The following is an 18,454-nucleotide window of genomic DNA, read 5'->3' on the forward strand; positions in this document are numbered from 1 at the left end:
TCGGGGCGGGTTACTTGACGAGGCCGTCAACGGTGGGGCCGAGGAAGCTTCCGGCGACGAGGTAGCCACCGAGCAGGAGCAGCACGACCAGCCAGATCGGCGGGCGGGCGAGCTTGATACCGAGGTATCCGACGACGATCACGGCGAGCCACAGCGGAACGTCCATGACGGGATCTCCCTTCAGGCCTTGCAGCGGTGGGTGTTGGCGGCGAGTTCGGCGGCGGAGCGGTCGGCGTAGTCGGCGGAGAAGCCACAACCGGGAGCGGTGCACGCGGCGGTGTGCTTGTCGCGGCCACGGCCGTCGTAGTACGTGGCGACCTCAACCGGACCGAAGCGGCGCCGATCGCGGAAGCGACGGTAAGCCGGCATGGGCGAACTTCCTTTCAGATCAGGCGAGTTGGAGTTGAGCGGCGATCGCGTCCGCCATCGGGGCGGGCAGTTGGAGCCGCGCGGACAGAGCGTCGGCGGGCATCGGCGATCCGGTGGAGGCGCGGTGCGCGTCGGCGATCTTCCGGGCGTGATCCAGCAGTGCAACCGGCACGGCCGTCGTCTGGACCGGGGGCACCTCCGGGGTGGCGGGTGCCAGTTCCGGCACCGGGGCCGGGGCGGGTTGATCGGGGCGGTGCACGTCGACTTCCGGCGCGGCCGGTTCGTCCTCCACAGTCTGTGTGGGAGCGGTCGGTTGGGCCGCTTGGGCCGGGGCGTGGACCAGGAGCGTGCCGCCGAGGAACGCGAGGGCGGGCCAGCCAGCGACGAGGATGCACAGCCACGCGGGCACGGCTGCCAGGTCGAGGAGGCCGGCGGTGGCAATGTTCGCACCCAGCGAGGCGAACAGGGCGATCACAAACCAGGTCCAGGCGGATCGGTCCCGGCGGGCCGTACGCAGCCGACGCCAGGCGGCGACCAACAGCAGATCAACGCTGATCGGATACGCCCAGGCCTTCCAGCCGGACTGTCCGGCAGCTTCGGCGAGGTCGTGCAGGTGGGCGAAGGACAACGCGCCAGCGATCACAGCCTGGATCAGCACAGCGTCCACGCGGAGCGATCGGGTCACGGTCTTCACCTCCTTCAGGGGATCGGGCCGGGAGCGGGCGGGGATCATGTCCAGCCGCCCGGCCCCGACGAGTTCAGTCGGTGGCTTCACCGGAGCCCAGGCAGGTCAGGCAGATACCGGTCTGCTTGCCGACGGAACGGCGCTTGCGACCGACGAGGACGGTGCGGGAGACCTCGCCGGAGCCCTTGCACGTCGGGCACTTCGCCGGTTCAACCGGCGGGGGCGCAGTGGTCTTGGATGCGGCCATGGCGATCACTTGACCAGCGAGGGAGCACCGGTGGCGGACGCGGGAACGTGGGGCTGGAAAGCGTTGAGGAACGGCAAGTCCGGGACCAGGTGTGCGAAGTCGCGGCAGGTCGCGGCGACCTTGTCGCGGGAGATCTGCGGGGTGCGGATCTTGCACCAGCCGCCCTCCGCATCGGTGGCCACGGCTGTCCCGGGCCGGTTCGCGGGGATCACACACGCGGTGGGGACGGCGGTCGGGGCGACGTCCTTGAGCCCCATCTCGGCGGTTTCCTTGTCGTTGACGCGGTGCACGACCCGTCCGGTGAGCTGGGCACGGAGCATGGTGGCGCCTTTGCCCAGGTCGGAGCCGAAGCGCTGGCCGCAGATCTCCAGGTAGATGCCGACCGCGCGGGCCATCTGCGCGAGGCGGATCAACGCCGTGACGATCCGGGTGCGGCGGTCCTCGTCCTCACGGCGGGAGATCAGGAAGAGTTCGGCGATCTCGTCGATCAGCACCACGATGGGCGCCGGTCGCAAGTCCTCCGGGAGTTCCCAGATGTCCGAGGCTCCGTGGAGCTGAAGCAGGTCGAAGCGGTCTTCCATCTCCGTGACCAGCACGTCAGCGAGCGAGGCGGCATCGTCGGGGTTGGTCGCCAGGGCGGAGAGGCGGGGCGCGAAGGGGGACTGTTCCACCCCGCGCTTGCAGTCCATCCCCACCAGCGCGACCGGCAGTTGAGCGAGCCCGTTGATCAGGTTCCGCTGATACATCGACTTGCCCGAGAAGTTGGCGCCCAGGGTGAGGGCCATCGGGACCTTGCGGTAGTCCCGCTCGAACATGGTCCCGTCATCCCTCAGCGCGACGGGTACGGCCATGTCGCGAGGCTGGGCCTTGCGCGGCATCCGCACCCGGCGCAGCACGTCATACCCGGTCATCCGCAGTTCAACAAACCCTGGCTTGAGCACCACCACGCGGACCGCGTGGACACCCCAGGCGTGCCGCAGACGCTCTGTCGAGGCGATCACGTCGGCGGGCTCCAGGCCGGCCGGGAGCCGCAGGGTCACCCGCAGTCCGGTCGATGTGGGCCGTATCCGGCGGATCTTCGGAGCTACCGGCTGCACCTCGCGGCGGGCCACGTTGCGGGCCATGAACGCCCGCAGGCCGGACGGCTGCACCGTCAGACCGCACACGTCCATCGTCGAGCGGTACGAGTAGGAGAACCGGCCCCAGGTCGCGGGCAGACCGACCAGCGACCAGTACACGCGCGGAGCGCGGACCTTCGCGTAGCCGAGCCCGCCGGCACCCGCCGCGGCTCCCGTGGCCTCCAGCCACACCGTCCAGTCAGCCATGATCAGGCCGCCGGGGTGATCGCGACCGCACGGAACGAGATCCCGTGCCGCTTCTGGCCGTTGAACTCGTTCTCCCAGTCCCGCGCCTTCAGCCCGATGACCTTGACCGGCATGCCCGGTGCCAGACCCTCGGGGAGGCCCGTCTCCGGCACGGTCACCTGGTAGAGGTTGCCCTCCCCCTCGTCCGAGACCAGCAGGCCCACGGTCGAGAGGCTCGCGTTGGTCTCCCGGTCCACGGCCCGCTCACCGGTCTTCTTGTTGACCATCTTCGGCTCCGGGGCGGTCGCCACGAACACCACAGCGGTCGAAGTGTCGATCTTGAACGACGGCATGAACGCATCTCCCCTGCACAGCAGTTGAGCCACCCGATCACCTCGGGTAGCAGCTTCACTACGACCGTACTCGCAGGAAAACTGCGAGTCAACAGAAAAACTGCGAGTAGCAGTAGAAGTCCGAGTCTGCGAGACTGCAAGTGACAAGGAAGGTGGCAAAATGAGCACTTACGGGCTTTTTGTTCGCTTCACGCTGCGCGACGGGGCAGGCGAGGCGTTCGACGCGCTGATGCAAGAGACCACTGCGGGGATTCGGGCACACGAGCCCGGAACGCTCGTCTACGCGTGCCACGAGGTCGAGGGCGCTCCCAATGAGCGGATCTTCTTCGAGCTGTACGCCGATCGCGACGCGTTCGAAGAGCACGAGCGCCAGCCGCACACACGCCACTTTCTGGCCGAGCGCGCGAAGTACGTGGAGAAGACCGAGGTCGACCGCCTTCAGCCGTACGCCGGCAAGTACCCCACCGGGGCCACCAAGTGACAACCTCCGACTCCAAGGCCATGGGCCAAAGGGTTAAGGAGCTCCGTCGCGTGGCCGGCATGGCGCAGAGCGACCTAGCCACGGCCATGGGACGTTCCGAAAGCTGGGTGTCACAGGTCGAAAGAGGCGTGCAACCCGTCGAGCGGCTGTCAGTGCTTCAGGCTCTCGCCGATGCTCTTAGCGTGTCCGTACGGGAACTTCGGCCCGACACCGCCGTCACGGTCGAGGAAGCGGAGCCCACGGATCTGCCCCCCAGCAATGACCTTGACGGCCTCCGTGTGGCCCTAACTGGCCATCCAGCGCTGAGCAGCCTTTTTGACCAAACACCGGCTGATCCGGCTCCATCGCTTGCCGATTTCCGGCGGAGCGTTGACGAGGCGTGGACGCTTGCGCACGCGTCCCGCTACGCAGCACTAAGCGATCACCTTGTGAAGCTTCTCCCAGCCATCGAAGCTGCAGTGCGGCATGCGCCAGCAGGTGAGCGGGTTGAACTTCACTCGTTGCGAGCCAAGGCGTACCAGGTGGCCGCGGCGAGCTTCACTCGGCAGGATCAAGCAGATGCGGCCTGGGTCTCGGCTGACCGAGCGCTACAGGCGGCAGAGCTTGCCGGCCAGCCACTAGAGGTGGTCGCAAGCCTGTTCCGCATGGCACACGCTTTCATGCGCCAGCAGCACATGGAGCAGGCTGAGCAGGCCGCGAAGTCGGCGGTAGCCGTCATGGACCCCAGAGCAGCCGAGCCCGCATGCCCGCCGGAAGAGCTGTCGCTCCTAGGCGCCATGAACTTGGTCCTCGCAGTGATCAACGCGAGGGAGGGCAATCGAGGGCAGACGCATACGCACATCGACCGAGCGCGAGAGATCGCAGCGCGGTTGGGCGAGGACCGGAACGACTTCGACACAGAGTTCGGGCCGACGAACGTCGAGATCCATGCAGTGAGCACAGCCGTCGAGTTGGGGGACGCGGGACTTGCTCTAGAGGTAGCCCAGCGAGTCGATGCAGCTGGGCTCTCGTCCGAGCGACAGGCGCGTTTCTTGCTTGACGTGGCGCGAGCACACGCGCAGCGGCGACACGTCGGCGAGGCCACAGCCGCGCTCTTGGAGGCCGAGGCCCTGACACCCGAACAAATCCACGATCACCACTTGGCCCGCGAACTCATCCGCGACTTGATCCAGCTTTCGGACCCTCGGATTCCCGAGACGCTTCGCGACTTGGCCGAGCGAAGTGCGGTCGGCTAGCACCCTGCCCACCGTGCACCCACGTCGTTCTAGGCCGCCACGGAGGCACGACCGCATCAAGATCCGCATTGGCCATGTGCGTGTTGTTACAGGTTTCTCTACCTCATCAAGGGGCCGCGCAAAGCGCGGGCTGGCCCCTTGGTCCTGGCCCCTCTGCGCCTTCGGCGCCGGGGCCTGGCCCTGGGGCCGCAAGCATGTTACGGCCCAGTTGGTAGAGCCCTAGACGGGCAGGCCACGGTCAGAACGATGCCTCCGGCGGGGATCGGCCGGCACCGGGATGGAGGGGGCGCCGTTTCCGACTGCGGGTCCGAAGTGGCGTGCGCGGGGAGCTCCCATCCCGACCACCATCAACCCAGGCAGAGCCGAGCAGACGCGGCCCATGGCGTCCAGGTCGTTCGTACAGTGGCGCGCTCCACCTGGACGCCATGAACCACGCCTGCTCCACGGTGTGTGGGTCGACGGCGGACGGGATGGGAGCGGGGGAGGTGGTGGGTTGAAGTTGCAGCCAAGGCAGAGAAGAGGTCGCACGTCCGATCAGATCCAGATGGACCAAGACCCGGCGACCGTAGCTACCACCAGGCCGGCGACGGCCAGCCATGCCGGGCCGCGAAGATCGTTCATAGCTTGCTCCCAGACCAACCGTTGGGCCCACTCATAGGTGTAGGTGAGGCGTCCGAAGTTGAACGCCGGTTGGCGGATGGCATACATGGCAGCGCTCTGAGCCTGGGAAGACTCGTACGTACCCTCTGGAGCTTCGATGACTCGATCGATCGCTTCCAGGTCACTGACCAACTTCCGGTAGTCCTTCCGAAGGGCCAGCCCACCCCAGATGATGGCGGCCAACGGGAGGAGTCCCCCCGCAGCGGTCATCAAGGTCAACATCAGCTTCATGCCCGGACCTTAGAGGCACGCCTGAGGCTTGGATACACAATCCTCCGTCGACCGCTACAGACAGTGCAAGTGCCAACGAAAGGCGGCCGGTTACGAGTCGGACTGCTAAAGTGCTCCATTGCACACCGAAGACCCGTAAGGCGCTGCGTCTTGGCGGACGCGCCGTACGGGTCACTCGACACTCGACGCTCGAATGGAAGTCATGGCGCACAACAACCGCTCGAAACCATCGAAGACAGGAGACAACCGTCTCCCGTCCCGGAATAGTACACCCGGGGAAACGTGCAGAACAGTCGGGACCCCTAACACAGCCTCGCTGATCTCAGCTCTCGCCAACCTGATCACTGCTCTGACGGGACTTGCGACCCTCTTGCTGTACCGAAGCTGACCGAGCAACCGTGCCCCTTGCGTGCCCGATGCTGAGGCATGCAAGGGGGAACCACGGGGAGCCTCAGCGAGCAACCGAAGAACGTGCAGTTCAGCGTCTCGCCAGCTCAGCCTGCATCCGCATACGCGATCTTCCAAACTAGCTACGCGGGTTCGATTCCCGTCGCCCGCTCTCAAGGCCGAAGGCCCAGGTAAGAGGCGGATTCCCTCTCCCTGGGCCTTCGGTGTGTTCCGGGCCCGTACGGGTGTTGAGCAACGGACCGGCTCATGGCCTCTCATCCGGAGCTGCTCCGGGGGCCTTCTCGGACACCTCATCCGGTGCATCGCCCCCGGTGTCGGGGAAGATCAGTCGTGCGCTGAGGCCGATCGCCCCCAGAGCTCCCAGCATGAGGCCGGTACGAAGCCATCTCATGCCGCCCTCCCAGTCCTGAGGGCTGCCGAAGACCCTCCAGAGCACGAGGGCGATACCGAGCAGAAGGAGCGCCATGCCGGCGATGCGGCTTAATCGAGGATGCATGTGCTCATGATCCACCGTGCGTCGGGGACGTGTCCCGGGCTAGAACTGGATCGAGTTGATGGTTTCCGCTATCGAGTCCAGGAAGCGTTGGATGTCGTCGGCCATGCCGGTCGAGGCGAGGAAAAAGCCGAAGAGCACCGCGACTATGGCGGGGCCGGCCTTGATGGAGCCTCCCCGGATCAACACCACGAGGATGATCCCCAACAGCAGCACCACTGACAGCGAAATGGCCACAACTGATCACACCCTCGGTCGGTCCCGCTCTCCCGGCCCGGGGACGCGACCCCGCGACCCCCGCCAGAACCATCGTGCCACCAACGCGGCCCGCATATGCGGCCGGTGAGCCAACGTTTGGCCATGCCGATACACGCCCCGCACCCCCTGGCCGGTTCCTTTCGGTCCGCGGTCACCGCGTCCGCACATTCCGTCCGCAGGGAATTCGAAGCACCGACACAGGTGTGCGACGGGCGTGGTTATGCGGCATTTCGGGGGGATTGATGGTGACAAAACAGGTCTGTTGAAGACGGCTCAGAAGTGCACAACCGGCAACGAGACAGCCGGTTTTACGGAGACACACAGCCGGGGCTAGGGTGCCTCAGATGTTTCCAGCCGCCGCCGACGCAGTCCCCCGTCCGCGCTCGCCTCAGGACCCGCCGCCCACCAAGCAGCGTGACGCCTTCTTCGACAACGCCAAGTACCTGGCGATCGTCCTGGTGGCCGTCGCGCACTCCTGGGAGCCGCTCAAGGGCGACGGCAGGATCCTGGAGGGCGTGTACACGGTGGTGTACTCGTTCCACATGCCGGCGTTCATCGTCATCTCCGGCTTCTTCTCGCGCAGTTTCGACATGCGCCCGGACCGGCTGAAGCGGCTCGTCACCGGCGTCGCGGTGCCGTACATCGTCTTCGAGACGGCGTACTCCCTCTTCAAGCGCTTCGCCGACCACGACCCGGGCATGGAGATCAGCCTCCTGGACCCGTGGTTTTTGACCTGGTTCCTGGTGGCGCTGTTCATCTGGCGGCTGACCACGCCGATCTGGAACCTGGTGCGGTGGCCGCTGCCGCTCGCGCTCGGCATCGCGATGCTGGCGTCCGTGACCCCGGACATCGGTGACGACCTGGACCTCCAGCGGGTGCTGCAGTTCCTGCCGTACTTCGTGCTCGGCCTGGTCATGAAGCCCGAGCACTTCCGGATGGTGCGCCGGCGTTCGATGCGGATCGCGGCGGTGCCGGTGTTCGCCGCCGCCCTCGCCGTCGGCTGGTGGGCGGTGCCGCGGATGAACACCGAGTGGTTCTACCACCGCAACGCCGCCCAGGAGATGGGTGCTCCCTGGTGGACGGGACCGGTCATGGTGCTGGCCATGTTCGGCGCCTCGCTGCTGCTGACGGCCTGCTTCTTCGCCTGGGTGCCGGGCCGGCGCATGTGGTTCACCGCGCTCGGCGCGGGCACGCTGTACGGCTATCTGCTGCACGGCTTCCTGATCAAGGGCGCGGGTTTCGCGGGCTGGTTCGACCAGGCCTGGCTGCACCGTCCGGCCGGTGAGCTCTTCGTGAGCGCCCTCGCCGCGGTCGCCGTCACCCTGTTGTGCACCGCGCCGGTGCGCCGGGTCTTCCGGTGCGTGATGGAGCCCGACATGAACTGGGCGTTCAGGCGGGAGCCGGCCGAGGTGAGGCGGGGAGACGATCAGAAGGCGGCGGCTCCCCGGGAGAAGGTCAGCGCCTAGAGGCCGGCGGCCAGAGGTCAGCGCCTAGCCGGACGCCGGCAGACCGAGAAGGGCGCGCATCCCCGCGTACTTCTCGGTGAGTCGCTGCCGGGTCGCCTCGTCGAGGACCGCCAGGCGTGCCGGGTCCGCGTTGTGCGCCAGGTCGGCTTGTTTGACCAGCAGCGCGCCCGGGGTCGCGAGGATGCGCCCGGCGTACGCCTCGGGCGGCTCACCGGCCCGCTTGGTGACGGCGAGCACGATGTCCTTCGTACGACGGCTCAGCGCGGCCTCGGCGAGCCACTGCGCGGAGAGCGCGTCGTCCTCGACGGAGTCGTGCAGCCACGCCGCCGCGACCTGGTCGTCGTCACCGCCACGCGCGCGTACGCCCTCGGCGACGGCCCGCAGGTGTTCGGCGTAGGGCCGGCCGGCCTTGTCGGTCTGGCCCTCGTGTGCGGAGCGAGCGAGGGTCTCGACCTCGGCCGGGGTCAACTCGTCGGTCATTCCTCCAGTGTGGCGTGCCGCGGTACGGACATCGTGCCTAGTGCGGCATCGACTGAGCCGTGGGGCCCTCGCGGCAGATCAGCAGCAGCGCCCGGTCGTCGTTGACGTCCTTCGCCACCGCCTCGATCAGGTGCCAGGCGGCGCCGTGGAAGCCGCCGGCGACATACCGGTCGGCCTCCCCCGTCAGCCGGTCGATGCCCTCGACTATGTCGCGGTCGGACGTCTCCACCAGGCCGTCGGTGAACAGCATCAGGACGTCGCCGGGCCGCAGTGATCCCTTGACCGGGTCGAACTGGGCGCCGTCGTAGACCCCGAGGAGCGGACCCTCCGCGGCCTTCTCCTCCCAGCGGCCGCTGCCGGCGCTGAGCTGCAGCCCCGGCGGATGGCCGGCCGAGTAGAGCTCGTAGTCGCCGGAGTCCAGGTCCAGGACCAGGTGGATCGAGGTCGCGAAGCCCTCGTCCCAGTCCTGGCGGAGCAGATAGCCGTTCGCGGCGGGCAGGAAGGCGTGCGGGGGCAGCGAACCGAGCAGGCCGCCGAACGCCCCCGACAGCAGCAGTGCACGCGAGCCCGCGTCCATGCCCTTGCCGGAGACGTCGGTCAGGACGACCTCCATCGTCCGGCCGCCGTTCGTACGGGCCGCGACCACGAAGTCACCGGAGAAGGACTGTCCGCCCGCGGGACGCAGCGCCATCTCCCGGTGCCAGCCCTGCGGCAGGTGCGGCAGCTTGCTCTGGACCCGGATGCGTTCGCGCAGGTCGAACAGCATGGTGCCGCCGCGCCGCCAGGGCACGCCGACCCGGCTGCGGAACTGGGCGATCAGCAGGCCGAAGAAACCGCAGGCGGCCACGACCAGGACCACGCCCGGGGTGACCCGGGACGGCCCCTCGGTGTACGGCCCCAGCCGCACCGACTCCACGATCAGGGCGGTCGCCGCCGCCGCGTACAGGCCCAGCAGGCTCGCCGGGCGCAGCAGCAGACCGCCGGCGACGATCGGGAGGACCAGCGCGGCCGGTGAGCACCACACCGAGTTCATCAGGGTGACGGACGCGATCACCGGGACGGTCAGGAGCAGACCGGCCAGCGCGACCCAGTCCGAGCCGTCGCCGCGGAAGTAGTCCACGGCGCTTCTGCGCAGGCCGACGCGGACCCGGTGCCACTGCATCTTCCACCGGGCCGTGAACGTCTCGGCTTCCGCGCGCCGCTCTCGTCCTGCTGCCATTAGTTCGGGACCTTATCCGTCGAACCCTCTGCTTGGCACAGGAGGTACGACTTGTCCCCCGTGCGAGGTTCAACTTCACAGCTGTTCAAGGGCCGTACACGCTCAGGCCGATGAGGGCCCCGGTGAAATTCCCTCGCTCGTCCCGCAATGCCCTGGTAGGCATGGTTCATGGGGACTGACTTGCGGGTGCTACGGCAGGACGACTGGGACGAGTGGTACGACAACCTGATCCGCGCCTTCGGCGGGGTTCCGGAGTCGGCCGAGGAGCGGGAGCTGTTTCGTGAGCTCACCGCTTACGACCGCTCCATCGGCGTCTGGGACGGCGAGCGGTGTGTGGGGACGGCGGGGGCGTTCGGCTTCCGGATGACCGTGCCGGGCGGCGCCTCGGTGCCCGCCGCCGGCGTCACCATGGTCGGCGTGGCCGGCACGCACCGGCGGCGCGGGGTGCTGACCTCGATGATGCGCCGCCAGCTGGACGACGTGCGCTCCTGGGGCGAGCCGCTGGCCGTGCTCACGGCTTCCGAGCCCGTGATCTACGGCCGGTTCGGGTACGGCGTCGGCACCTACCACCTCAACGCCGACATCGACACGACCCGGGTCCGGCTGTCCGTGCCGCCCGGCACCGACGACGTACGGCTGCGCTACGCGGCGCCCGCAGACGTGCTCGACGCGTGCGAGGCGGTGTACGCCCGGCTCGTGCCGCGGCGGCCCGGGATGGTCGCCCGGCTTCCCGGCTGGGAGCGGATGTGGCTGCTCGACCCGGAGAGCGACCGGGGCGGTGCCTCACCCCTGCAGTGCGTGGTCGCGGAGCGGGACGGGGAGGTCGTGGGGTTCGTGCGGTACCGGGTCAAGGCGGACTGGGAACCGGCCGGGCCCAAGGGCACGGTGGTGGTCTCCGACCTGGAGGCACTGGATCCGGCCACGCACGGCGCGCTGTGGCGGTTCCTGTTCGACCTCGACCTCACCTCGCGGATCGATCTGCGGCGGCGGCCGGTCGACGAGGCCTGGCAGTACCTCGTCTCCGACGTCCGGCGCTGTTCACTGCTGGTGCGGGACTCGCTGCACGTACGGCTGGTGGACGTGGGGGCCGCGCTCCAGGCGCGGACCTATCAGGCGCCGGTGGACGTGGTGTTGGAGGTCGAGGACTCCTTCTGCCCCTGGAACGCGGGGCGTTGGCGGCTCAGCGGGGACCCGAAGGGCGCGTCGTGCGACCGTACGACGGATCCGGCCGACCTCGCGCTGTCGGTAAGGGAGTTGGGAGCGGCCTACCTCGGCGGCGTGAGCCTCGCCGCGCTGGCGGGCGCGGGCCTGGTGCGGGAGCTGCGACAGGGGGCGCTGGCCGAGGCGGCGGTGGGGTTCGGGTCGGCAGTGGCGCCCTGGCTGCCGCACGGGTTCTAGGCCCCTCGCAAGGTCGCTGGGTCCCTCTCAAGGCCTCTGGGTCCCGCTCAAGGTCTCTGGCAGGTCGGGCACCAGAAGAGGTTGCGGGCGGCGAGGTCGGCGGTGCGGATCTCGCCGCCGCAGAGGTGACAGGACAGGGTGGCCCTGCGGTACACGTAGACCTCGCCGCCGTGGTCGTCGACGCGGGGCGGGCGGCCCATCGCCTCGGGGGTGTGCTCCGGGCGGACGGTGTCGATGCGGTTGTTCCGGACGCCCTCGCGCATGAGCGCGACGAGGTCGGTCCAGATCGCGTGCCACTCGGCGGGGGTGATGTCCTTGCCCGCGCGGTACGGGTCGATGCGGTGACGGAAGAGGACCTCCGCCCGGTAGACGTTGCCCACGCCCGCGATGACCTTCTGGTCCATCAGCAGGGCGGCGATCGTCGTACGGCTGCGGGAGATCCGCCGGTACGCGGCGTGCGGGTCGGCGTCCTCGCGCAGGGGGTCCGGGCCGAGGCGCTCGTGTATCGACTGCTTCTCGGCGGGGGTGATCAGAGCGCAGGTCGTGGGGCCGCGGAGGTCGACGTACGCCCTGGTGTTCGCGAGGCGGAGGCGGACCGTGTCGGTGGGCGGGGGTGCGGGGGCCGCGCCGAAGGTGACCTTGCCGAAGAGGCCGAGGTGGATGTGGACCCAGTCGGTGTCCCGGAAGCCGAGGAAGAGGTGCTTGCCGTGGGCCTCGGTGCGGGTGAGTTCGGAGCCGGTGAGGAGGGCGGCGGCGTCGGAGAACTTGCCCTGGGGGCTGGTGACGCGGGGGGTGCTGCCTTGGAATGCGGCGGCGTAGTCCTGGGCCAGGCGGTGGATGGTGTGGCCCTCGGGCACGGCGGTTCCTCTTTCGTCACATGCCCAAGGGCTGGATTTCGTGCAGGTCACCCACTCAGGGGCGCGGGGAACTGCGCGACCAGCACCCACGCACCCGCACCCGCACCCGCACCCGCACCCGGCCACGAACCCCGCTGGGGGCTACTGCTGGGGGTGGTGCGCCGGGATCGCCGGCAGGTCGCCCGTGGTCTCGTAGTCGGACAGCATGTCGATGCGGCGCTGGTGGCGCTCGTCGCCCGAGAACGGCGTCGCGAGGAAGGTCTCGACGAACTTCGTCGCCTCCTCCGTGGAGTGCATGCGAGCGCCGACCGCGACGACGTTGGCGTTGTTGTGCTGGCGGCCCAGCGAAGCGGTCTCCTCGCTCCAGGCGAGGGACGCCCGAACACCCTTGACCTTGTTCGCCGCGATCTGCTCGCCGTTGCCGGAGCCGCCGATCACGATGCCGAGGGAGTCGGCGTCGGCGGCGGTGCGCTCGGCGGCGCGGAGGCAGAAGGGCGGGTAGTCGTCCTGGGCGTCGTAGATGTGGGGGCCGCAGTCGACCACGTCGTGGCCGGCCGCCTTGAGCCAGTCGACGAGGTGGTTCTTGAGTTCGAAGCCCGCATGGTCGGAGCCGAGATACACGCGCATGGAACGAGTGTGACACGGCTGTTTCGGGGCAGCAGCCCCGGGTGTCAGCCAGGAAAACAGTGAGCCTGACAATGGAACCTCAAGCAAACCTCAAGTAACAATCTGGATTCAAAGGTTCACGAACTTCTTCGCCTCCGTTTCACTGGACCGACCCGTACACCGCTCGTACGGGTATCCCCACACCCGGCACGAAGGAATTCCCCGTATGACTGGTCTCCAGGCGGGACTCAAGAACCGTCACCTCTCGATGATCGCCATCGGCGGTGTCATCGGGGCGGGCCTTTTCGTGGGCTCCAGCTCCGGTATCGCCACCGCAGGACCCGGCATCCTGCTGTCGTACGCGCTCGTCGGCACGCTGGTCGTCCTCGTGATGCGGATGCTCGGTGAGATGTCCGCCGCGAATCCCAATTCCGGTTCCTTCTCGGCGCATGCCGACCGGGCCCTCGGCCGCTGGGCCGGTTTCTCCATCGGCTGGCTGTACTGGTTCTTCTGGGTCGTCGTGCTCGCCGTCGAGGCGACCGCCGGCGCCAAGATCCTCGAAGGGTGGATACCCGCCGTACCGCAGTGGGGGTGGGCGCTGATCGTGATGGTGGTGCTGACCGCCACCAACCTCGTCTCCGTCGGGTCCTACGGCGAGTTCGAGTTCTGGTTCGCCGGGATCAAGGTCGTGGCGATCGGGGCGTTCATCGTCATCGGCCTGCTCGCCGTGTTCGGCGTGCTGCCGGGTGTCGACGCCGACCAGGCGGGGCTCTCCAACCTCACCGACCACGGCGGTTTCCTGCCGCACGGGCCCGGTGCCATCCTCACCGGCGTACTGCTCGTCGTCTTCTCCTTCATGGGCAGCGAGATCGCGACCCTCGCGGCCGGCGAGTCGGAGGACCCGCAGCGCGCCGTGACCAAGTCGACCAACAGCATCATCTGGCGTATCGCGGTCTTCTACCTGGGATCCATCTTCGTCGTGGTCACGCTGATCCCGTGGGACTCCAAGTCCATCCAGGACAGCGGTTCGTACGTCGCCGCGCTCGACTCCCTCGGGATCGCGCACGCCGGTCAGATCATGAACTTCATCGTGCTGACCTCGGTGCTGTCCTGTCTCAACTCCGGCCTCTACACGGCCTCCCGGATGGCCTTCTCGCTCGGCGAGCGGGGTGATGCGCCGAAGGCGTTCGCGCGGGTCAACGGCCGGGGTGTGCCGATGGCCGCGATCCTCGCGTCGGTGGTGTTCGGCTTCGTCGCCGTGTTCTTCAACTACCTCTCCCCCGACAAGATCTTCCTCTTCCTCGTCAACTCCTCCGGTGCGGTGGCCCTGTTCGTGTGGCTGGTCATCTGCTTCTCGCAGCTGCGGATGCGGAAGATCATCCAGGCCGAGGCGCCGGAGAAGCTGGTCGTGAAGATGTGGCTGTACCCGTATCTGACCTGGGCGACGGCCGCGTTGATCGTGTTCGTCCTCGGCTACATGCTGACCGACACGGAGCACGACGGGCGGGAGACCGTGCTGCTGTCGCTGCTCGTCGCGGCGGTGGTGCTGGTCATCGCCGTGGTGAAGGAGAAGGTCGGGCGCGGGCGGGTGGGTGCCGCTTCGGCCGGTGAGGTGACGGACAAGGTTTCGGTCGGCTGAACGGACGGCTGAACGGACATGTGAGCAGGGCCCCGTGGCGTGTGCCGCGGGGCCCTTTCTCCGTGCAGGCTCAGAGCACCGTGAAGCTGTTTTTCACCTTCTCGTACGTCGTGAGGGCCTGCGTCTCGATGTCCGGCTGGTACCAGGTGTTGATCTGGTACGACTTGTCGCCCACGTTGAAGCCGAGCAGTTGGGCGTGCCAGGGGACGCCGCCGAGGGTGAAGGTGTACTCCCAGACGACCGCGGGGTGATCGCGGAACGTCGTCTCCTCCAGGCGGATCTTGGCGTAGTCCTGGCCCTGGTGGGCGTTCTGCTCGGAGGTCCGCCAGGTCTCCATCAGGTCGCCTCGGGCGAGGGACGACTTGGCCGCGAGCTCCTGCTTCCCGTCCGGCGAGGTGTAGTGGACCTCGGCCCCCGTCTTCACGTCCCGCCGCCAGCCGGTCGGAGTCGCCCACGCGAATCCGCCGGCCTCCTCGTGTGCGCCGGGCGCCAGCGAACGGGGGCGGGAGGTGCCCTCGACGGTGGCGGACGGGGTCCCGCCGGGTGCCGAGGAGGAGACGGAGGCCGAAGCCGAGGCGGACGGGGAGCCGCCCGCCTTGTCGTCGCCGGGCGGGCCGGACGTGGTCGCGAGGATGATCGCGACCACGGCGACACCTGCGGCGACCACGCTTCCGACGGCAACCAGGGTGGTGCGGCGCCGGCCGCGGTGGGGGGTGGCGGAGGGTTCGCCCGGGGGTATGCGGTGGGGGTGCGGGCCGAGGACCAGCGCCGGGCCGGGGTCGGGGTCGGGGTCCTGACCGGGGTGGGGTCGGGTACCGGGATCGGTCGCGGGGTCAGCGGTGTCGATGCCGGGTCCGCTGCCGCCGTCGCCTTCCTGCACTGGCCCTTGTGCGGGGTGGGGGCCGGGATCCTGGCCCGGGCGGGGTCGAGTGCGGGGATCGGTCGCGGGGTCAGCGGTGTCGATGCCTTGTCCGCCGCCGGCTGCGCCTGGCCCTTGTGCGGGGTGGGGGCCGGGATCCTGGCCCGGGCGGGGTCGAGTGCGGGGATCGGCGGCGGGGTCGGCGGTGTCGATGCCTTGTCCGCCGCCGGCTGCGCCTTCCTGCGTCGGCGGGCCTTGCTCGGGGCCTGGATCGAGGTCCTGGCCGGGGTGGTGGGGGCCACGGTGAGTCGTCGGTGCCGGACCGACACGGGTGGGGGCGGAGGCCGCTCGCGTGAGGGCGTCCCGGGTCGGCGCGTCCGGCATCGGGAAGTACTCCGTGGGGGCGCCCGCCGCGAGGGAGTCCTGGGTGGGGGCGCTCGCGAGAGGTGTACTGGTCGTGGCGGCCCCTGCCCGGAGTACGGCTCCCACCGAACTCCCGGACGGCGCCTCCGACCGGACCTCCGAACGCTCCTCCGAGGCGGCCTCGGTGGAAGCACTGGCGATGTGGTCGGCCGAGGCCTCCTGGGATCCGGACGGCAGGAATGGCCCGGCTGGGGCGGGGTGTTCGGGTTGCGCGGCTACGGCGTCGTCACCCGCTCCGTCCGGGCCCACGCTCCCGGTCCCGGTCCCGGCCAACTCCGAGGACCCACGCCTGGACACCACACGGTCCGACGGCTCCCCTGCCTCCGCTGCCTCGGCCGCAGACAGGAACTCCCCCGGCGTTGAGTCCGAAGCCCATGCAACCCCCGCACCCGAGAAGCCCGGCACCGCATCCGCCGGCTCCAAATCGGCAGGCTCGTCCACGGCCGCCTCGGGCCCGGCATCCGGCTCCGGCACCCGCGGATCCCGTACCGCCCGTACGACTCCGGTCTCCAGATAGGCCGGGGTGGGCGACTCCCGCGGTATCCACGGCCCCGGGATCGGCGGGGTCTCCGATGAGCCCCCTCGGACAGTTGACGTGTCCGGTGAGCAGCTGGACGTACCCGACGCGTCCGGCGAGTTTTCTCGCGCATCCCGTGATGCTCCCGGTGTTGCCGGGTCGCCCGGCACCTCGGATCCGCCAGGAACTCCCGAAGCGCCCGGCCCCTCGGACCCTCCTCCCGCCCCGCCGGCTCCATCGGCACCCCGCGCCTCGAAAGCGTCCGAACCACCCGGCGTTCCTGGAGCCCCCGCAGTCCCAGGAACAGCCGTGGCCCCAGATGTTCCCGGCCCCCTTGGATCCCCAGGGCCACTCAACTCCCCCTGGACCCACGCCGGCGCAGAACTCCCCGCTCGCTCCGATCCCGGCGCCGCGCCCGACACACGATCCCCGTCAACCTGACCGGACTCCGCCAGACCTCCCACCCAAGGCACCCGCTCCGACGTCCCCGTGTCACCGGTGCCATCCCCCGTCCCCATCCTCAAAGTCGGCGTAGGCGCCGGAAACGCGACCGTGTGCAGGGCAGACTCCACCTCGTCCAGGCCCGGGCGTATCGACGGTTCCTTCTCCAGCAGGGCCGTCAGGAGGTCGGTCAACTGGCCTGCGGTCGCGGGGAGTTCCGGCTCCTCGTAGAGGACGGCGTGCAGCGTGGCCAGGGTGGTGTCGCGGGAGAAGGGGGAGCGGCCGCCCAGTGCCGCGCACAGCGTCGCTCCCAGGGACCAGATGTCCGACGGCGGGCCCTGGGGACGGCCCGAGACCCGCTCGGGGGCCATGTAGTCGGGGGAGCCGACGAGCATGCCGACCATGGTCAGCGCCTCGGCGTCCTGCATCGCGGCGATGCCGAAGTCGGTGAGCACGATCCGGCGGGCACTGCGCTCGCCGGACTCCACCAGGACGTTCCCGGGTTTGATGTCCCGGTGCAGGACGCCCCGCGCGTGGACCTGGCGCAGGGCCCGCACCAGCCCCAGCCCGAGCAGCGCCGTTTCGCGCGGGCCCAGTGGGCCGTCCTCCACCGTCATCCGTTCCAGGGAACGGCCGTTGACCAACTCCATCACGATCCACAGGCGTTCCCCCTCGTCCACGACGTCGTAGACCCGTACGACATTGGGGTGGTCGATGCGCGCCGTGGCCCTGGCCTCGCGCAGGGTCCGTTCACGGCGGGTGCGGGTGTCCTCGGCGTCGAGGCCGTCGATCCGCATCTCCTTGACCGCGACCTGCCGGTCGAGCATTTCGTCGGCGGCCCGCCACACCCGCCCCATTCCCCCCTGGCCGATACTTTCGACCAGACGATAGCGTCCGGTCACCAGGAGCCCTGGAACTCCGCCGCGCCTCGCATTTCCCGTGTCTCCCGCATTCCCCGGCAATCCGCTGCACCCCCTCAACGATGCCCCGAGTGGAACACAATGGTCACACTTCGCGCCGTACCAGCATAGTGCGGAGAAATCTTGTGGTACCTCTTCAAGTACTGCGAATTCAGGCGCAGCCAAGGGGGGCGAACATGAGTTCTCGTCGTATGACGACCATTGCCGGATCGCTGGTCACGGCGTCCTTCTCGACGGTGATGATCTTTTCCTTCACCGCGAGCGCGGACGAGGGACCCGCAAGCAGCAAGGGGGGAAAGGCCGTTGACGAGGCGCCGGCGGGCGTGGAGCTGACGACCACACTGCCCGGAACGATCTCCGTCGACAACAGCTCGCAGAAGACCGATCTCACGGCCACCGTGAAGAACGACGGGAGCAAGGACAGCGGAAAGATCAGGCTTTTGGTCGTCGGATTCGACGGCATGACGGTCAAAAACGTTCAAGGCTGCTCTCAGATTGCAGAAAAGGATCTACCGGAGGGCTCGAACAGCGGTTTCGCCTGCCCCATCGACAATCTCGCGGCCGGTAAGTCGAAGTCGTACGCCGTCGACGCGACATTCGATCTCGACAAGACCGGAAAGATCTGTCTTCCGGTGCAGGCCGGTGACGGGAAGAAGACGTTCTGGCAGCAGGGCCCGGTTCCGTTCGGTACGACGAATCCGTCGCCGAACGCCCCGGCCACCCCGCTGCTGCTGGGCACCGACAACAAGCCGGTGGCGCCCGGCGGTGACACCCCGGGCGAGTTGCCGAAGACCGGTGTCGGGCGGGACCTGCTGCCGCTCGGGGCCGCGGGCGCCTCGCTGATGGCGGCGGGCGTGGCCGGGCTGTGGTGGTCGCAGCGGCGGCCGCAGCGCACCGGCTGATCC

The 18,454-nt window shown here is 68.9% G+C and carries 19 protein-coding genes; 6 read left to right on the forward strand and 13 right to left on the reverse strand.

Features of this window, described 5'->3' with window-relative positions; all coding sequences use genetic code 11:
* Nucleotides 1–10: 10 nt before the first annotated feature.
* The 6 genes from ACGFWE_RS13190 to ACGFWE_RS13215 form a co-directional block, all read right to left on the reverse strand.
* Entirely contained in the window at nucleotides 11–166 is a 156-nt protein-coding gene (locus tag ACGFWE_RS13190; protein ID WP_393599864.1) for a hypothetical protein, read from the reverse strand.
* A gap of 14 nt (nucleotides 167–180) precedes the next feature.
* Nucleotides 181–369: a mobile element transfer protein gene (locus ACGFWE_RS13195; protein ID WP_393599866.1), complete on the reverse strand. Its 189-nt coding sequence runs from the start codon at nucleotides 367–369 to the stop codon at nucleotides 181–183.
* Between the two features lie 19 nt (nucleotides 370–388).
* Nucleotides 389–1,054, reverse strand: a complete 666-nt coding sequence (locus ACGFWE_RS13200; protein ID WP_393599868.1) for a DUF2637 domain-containing protein — start codon at nucleotides 1,052–1,054, stop codon at nucleotides 389–391.
* A 73-nt stretch (nucleotides 1,055–1,127) separates the two neighbouring features.
* On the reverse strand, nucleotides 1,128–1,301 hold the full coding sequence (locus tag ACGFWE_RS13205) for a hypothetical protein (RefSeq protein WP_393599870.1): 174 nt from the start codon (nucleotides 1,299–1,301) through the stop codon (nucleotides 1,128–1,130).
* A gap of 5 nt (nucleotides 1,302–1,306) precedes the next feature.
* Nucleotides 1,307–2,626 (reverse strand): FtsK/SpoIIIE domain-containing protein, encoded by a 1,320-nt coding sequence (locus tag ACGFWE_RS13210; RefSeq protein WP_393599872.1) that lies wholly within the window; start codon nucleotides 2,624–2,626, stop codon nucleotides 1,307–1,309.
* A gap of 2 nt (nucleotides 2,627–2,628) precedes the next feature.
* Nucleotides 2,629–2,958 (reverse strand): hypothetical protein, encoded by a 330-nt coding sequence (locus ACGFWE_RS13215; protein WP_043433451.1) that lies wholly within the window; start codon nucleotides 2,956–2,958, stop codon nucleotides 2,629–2,631.
* Between the two features lie 160 nt (nucleotides 2,959–3,118).
* Between ACGFWE_RS13215 and ACGFWE_RS13220 the strand changes: the two genes are divergently transcribed.
* Both ACGFWE_RS13220 and ACGFWE_RS13225 read left to right on the forward strand, forming a co-directional pair.
* Nucleotides 3,119–3,439 (forward strand): putative quinol monooxygenase, encoded by a 321-nt coding sequence (locus ACGFWE_RS13220; protein ID WP_393599874.1) that lies wholly within the window; start codon nucleotides 3,119–3,121, stop codon nucleotides 3,437–3,439.
* A 20-nt stretch (nucleotides 3,440–3,459) separates the two neighbouring features.
* Nucleotides 3,460–4,674, forward strand: coding sequence for a helix-turn-helix domain-containing protein (locus tag ACGFWE_RS13225; RefSeq protein WP_393600206.1), 1,215 nt, complete (start codon nucleotides 3,460–3,462; stop codon nucleotides 4,672–4,674).
* A gap of 534 nt (nucleotides 4,675–5,208) precedes the next feature.
* Here ACGFWE_RS13225 and ACGFWE_RS13230 read toward each other — a convergent pair.
* Nucleotides 5,209–5,565: a hypothetical protein gene (locus ACGFWE_RS13230; RefSeq protein WP_393599876.1), complete on the reverse strand. Its 357-nt coding sequence runs from the start codon at nucleotides 5,563–5,565 to the stop codon at nucleotides 5,209–5,211.
* A gap of 943 nt (nucleotides 5,566–6,508) precedes the next feature.
* A complete protein-coding gene (locus ACGFWE_RS13235; protein WP_352383949.1) occupies nucleotides 6,509–6,703 on the reverse strand; it encodes a hypothetical protein in 195 nt (64 codons plus the stop codon).
* Between the two features lie 365 nt (nucleotides 6,704–7,068).
* On the opposite strand from ACGFWE_RS13235, the gene ACGFWE_RS13240 reads away from it, so the two are divergent.
* Entirely contained in the window at nucleotides 7,069–8,190 is a 1,122-nt protein-coding gene (locus ACGFWE_RS13240; protein WP_393599878.1) for an acyltransferase family protein, read from the forward strand.
* Nucleotides 8,191–8,214: 24 nt separating this feature from the next.
* Here ACGFWE_RS13240 and ACGFWE_RS13245 read toward each other — a convergent pair whose 3' ends face one another.
* Both ACGFWE_RS13245 and ACGFWE_RS13250 read right to left on the reverse strand, forming a co-directional pair.
* Nucleotides 8,215–8,670 carry an HD domain-containing protein gene (locus ACGFWE_RS13245; RefSeq protein WP_393599880.1) on the reverse strand — a complete coding sequence of 152 codons (456 nt, stop codon included), beginning with the start codon at nucleotides 8,668–8,670 and terminating at the stop codon, nucleotides 8,215–8,217.
* 37 nt (nucleotides 8,671–8,707) lie between these two features.
* Nucleotides 8,708–9,889, reverse strand: coding sequence for a PP2C family protein-serine/threonine phosphatase (locus tag ACGFWE_RS13250; RefSeq protein WP_352383955.1), 1,182 nt, complete (start codon nucleotides 9,887–9,889; stop codon nucleotides 8,708–8,710).
* 168 nt (nucleotides 9,890–10,057) lie between these two features.
* Here ACGFWE_RS13250 and ACGFWE_RS13255 point away from each other — a divergent pair, with 168 nt between their 5' ends.
* Complete coding sequence (locus tag ACGFWE_RS13255; RefSeq protein ID WP_393599882.1) at nucleotides 10,058–11,287, forward strand: GNAT family N-acetyltransferase; 1,230 nt, start codon at nucleotides 10,058–10,060, stop codon at nucleotides 11,285–11,287.
* Between the two features lie 47 nt (nucleotides 11,288–11,334).
* On the opposite strand, the gene ACGFWE_RS13260 is transcribed toward ACGFWE_RS13255, so the two are convergent.
* Nucleotides 11,335–12,144: an Fpg/Nei family DNA glycosylase gene (locus ACGFWE_RS13260; RefSeq protein WP_393599884.1), complete on the reverse strand. Its 810-nt coding sequence runs from the start codon at nucleotides 12,142–12,144 to the stop codon at nucleotides 11,335–11,337.
* 141 nt (nucleotides 12,145–12,285) lie between these two features.
* On the reverse strand, nucleotides 12,286–12,771 hold the full coding sequence (locus ACGFWE_RS13265; protein WP_352383960.1) for a ribose-5-phosphate isomerase: 486 nt from the start codon (nucleotides 12,769–12,771) through the stop codon (nucleotides 12,286–12,288).
* Nucleotides 12,772–12,976: 205 nt separating this feature from the next.
* Between ACGFWE_RS13265 and ACGFWE_RS13270 the strand changes: the two genes are divergently transcribed.
* Nucleotides 12,977–14,389 (forward strand): amino acid permease, encoded by a 1,413-nt coding sequence (locus tag ACGFWE_RS13270; protein WP_352383962.1) that lies wholly within the window; start codon nucleotides 12,977–12,979, stop codon nucleotides 14,387–14,389.
* A gap of 70 nt (nucleotides 14,390–14,459) precedes the next feature.
* On the opposite strand, the gene ACGFWE_RS13275 is transcribed toward ACGFWE_RS13270, so the two are convergent.
* Nucleotides 14,460–17,531 (reverse strand): protein kinase, encoded by a 3,072-nt coding sequence (locus ACGFWE_RS13275; RefSeq protein WP_393599886.1) that lies wholly within the window; start codon nucleotides 17,529–17,531, stop codon nucleotides 14,460–14,462.
* A gap of 194 nt (nucleotides 17,532–17,725) precedes the next feature.
* On the opposite strand from ACGFWE_RS13275, the gene ACGFWE_RS13280 reads away from it, so the two are divergent.
* On the forward strand, nucleotides 17,726–18,451 hold the full coding sequence (locus ACGFWE_RS13280; RefSeq protein ID WP_352383965.1) for an LPXTG cell wall anchor domain-containing protein: 726 nt from the start codon (nucleotides 17,726–17,728) through the stop codon (nucleotides 18,449–18,451).
* The last annotated feature ends 3 nt before the right edge of the window (nucleotides 18,452–18,454 follow it).

Origin of the sequence: Streptomyces sp. NPDC048523, from assembly GCF_043199815.1 — a bacterium.
Classification (GTDB): Bacteria; Actinomycetota; Actinomycetes; order Streptomycetales; family Streptomycetaceae; genus Streptomyces.

Coding starts and splice junctions, on each gene's coding strand:
- ACGFWE_RS13250 (WP_352383955.1), bottom strand. CDS start 9,889: ATGGCAGCAGGACGAGAGCGGCGCGCGGAAGCCGAGACGTTCACGGCC.
- ACGFWE_RS13240 (WP_393599878.1), top strand. CDS start 7,069: ATGTTTCCAGCCGCCGCCGACGCAGTCCCCCGTCCGCGCTCGCCTCAG.
- ACGFWE_RS13225 (WP_393600206.1), top strand. CDS start 3,460: ATGGGCCAAAGGGTTAAGGAGCTCCGTCGCGTGGCCGGCATGGCGCAG.
- ACGFWE_RS13220 (WP_393599874.1), top strand. CDS start 3,119: ATGAGCACTTACGGGCTTTTTGTTCGCTTCACGCTGCGCGACGGGGCA.
- ACGFWE_RS13230 (WP_393599876.1), bottom strand. CDS start 5,565: ATGAAGCTGATGTTGACCTTGATGACCGCTGCGGGGGGACTCCTCCCG.
- ACGFWE_RS13210 (WP_393599872.1), bottom strand. CDS start 2,626: ATGGCTGACTGGACGGTGTGGCTGGAGGCCACGGGAGCCGCGGCGGGT.
- ACGFWE_RS13215 (WP_043433451.1), bottom strand. CDS start 2,958: ATGCCGTCGTTCAAGATCGACACTTCGACCGCTGTGGTGTTCGTGGCG.
- ACGFWE_RS13270 (WP_352383962.1), top strand. CDS start 12,977: ATGACTGGTCTCCAGGCGGGACTCAAGAACCGTCACCTCTCGATGATC.
- ACGFWE_RS13205 (WP_393599870.1), bottom strand. CDS start 1,301: ATGGCCGCATCCAAGACCACTGCGCCCCCGCCGGTTGAACCGGCGAAG.
- ACGFWE_RS13195 (WP_393599866.1), bottom strand. CDS start 369: ATGCCGGCTTACCGTCGCTTCCGCGATCGGCGCCGCTTCGGTCCGGTT.
- ACGFWE_RS13245 (WP_393599880.1), bottom strand. CDS start 8,670: ATGACCGACGAGTTGACCCCGGCCGAGGTCGAGACCCTCGCTCGCTCC.
- ACGFWE_RS13255 (WP_393599882.1), top strand. CDS start 10,058: ATGGGGACTGACTTGCGGGTGCTACGGCAGGACGACTGGGACGAGTGG.
- ACGFWE_RS13280 (WP_352383965.1), top strand. CDS start 17,726: ATGAGTTCTCGTCGTATGACGACCATTGCCGGATCGCTGGTCACGGCG.
- ACGFWE_RS13265 (WP_352383960.1), bottom strand. CDS start 12,771: ATGCGCGTGTATCTCGGCTCCGACCATGCGGGCTTCGAACTCAAGAAC.
- ACGFWE_RS13190 (WP_393599864.1), bottom strand. CDS start 166: ATGGACGTTCCGCTGTGGCTCGCCGTGATCGTCGTCGGATACCTCGGT.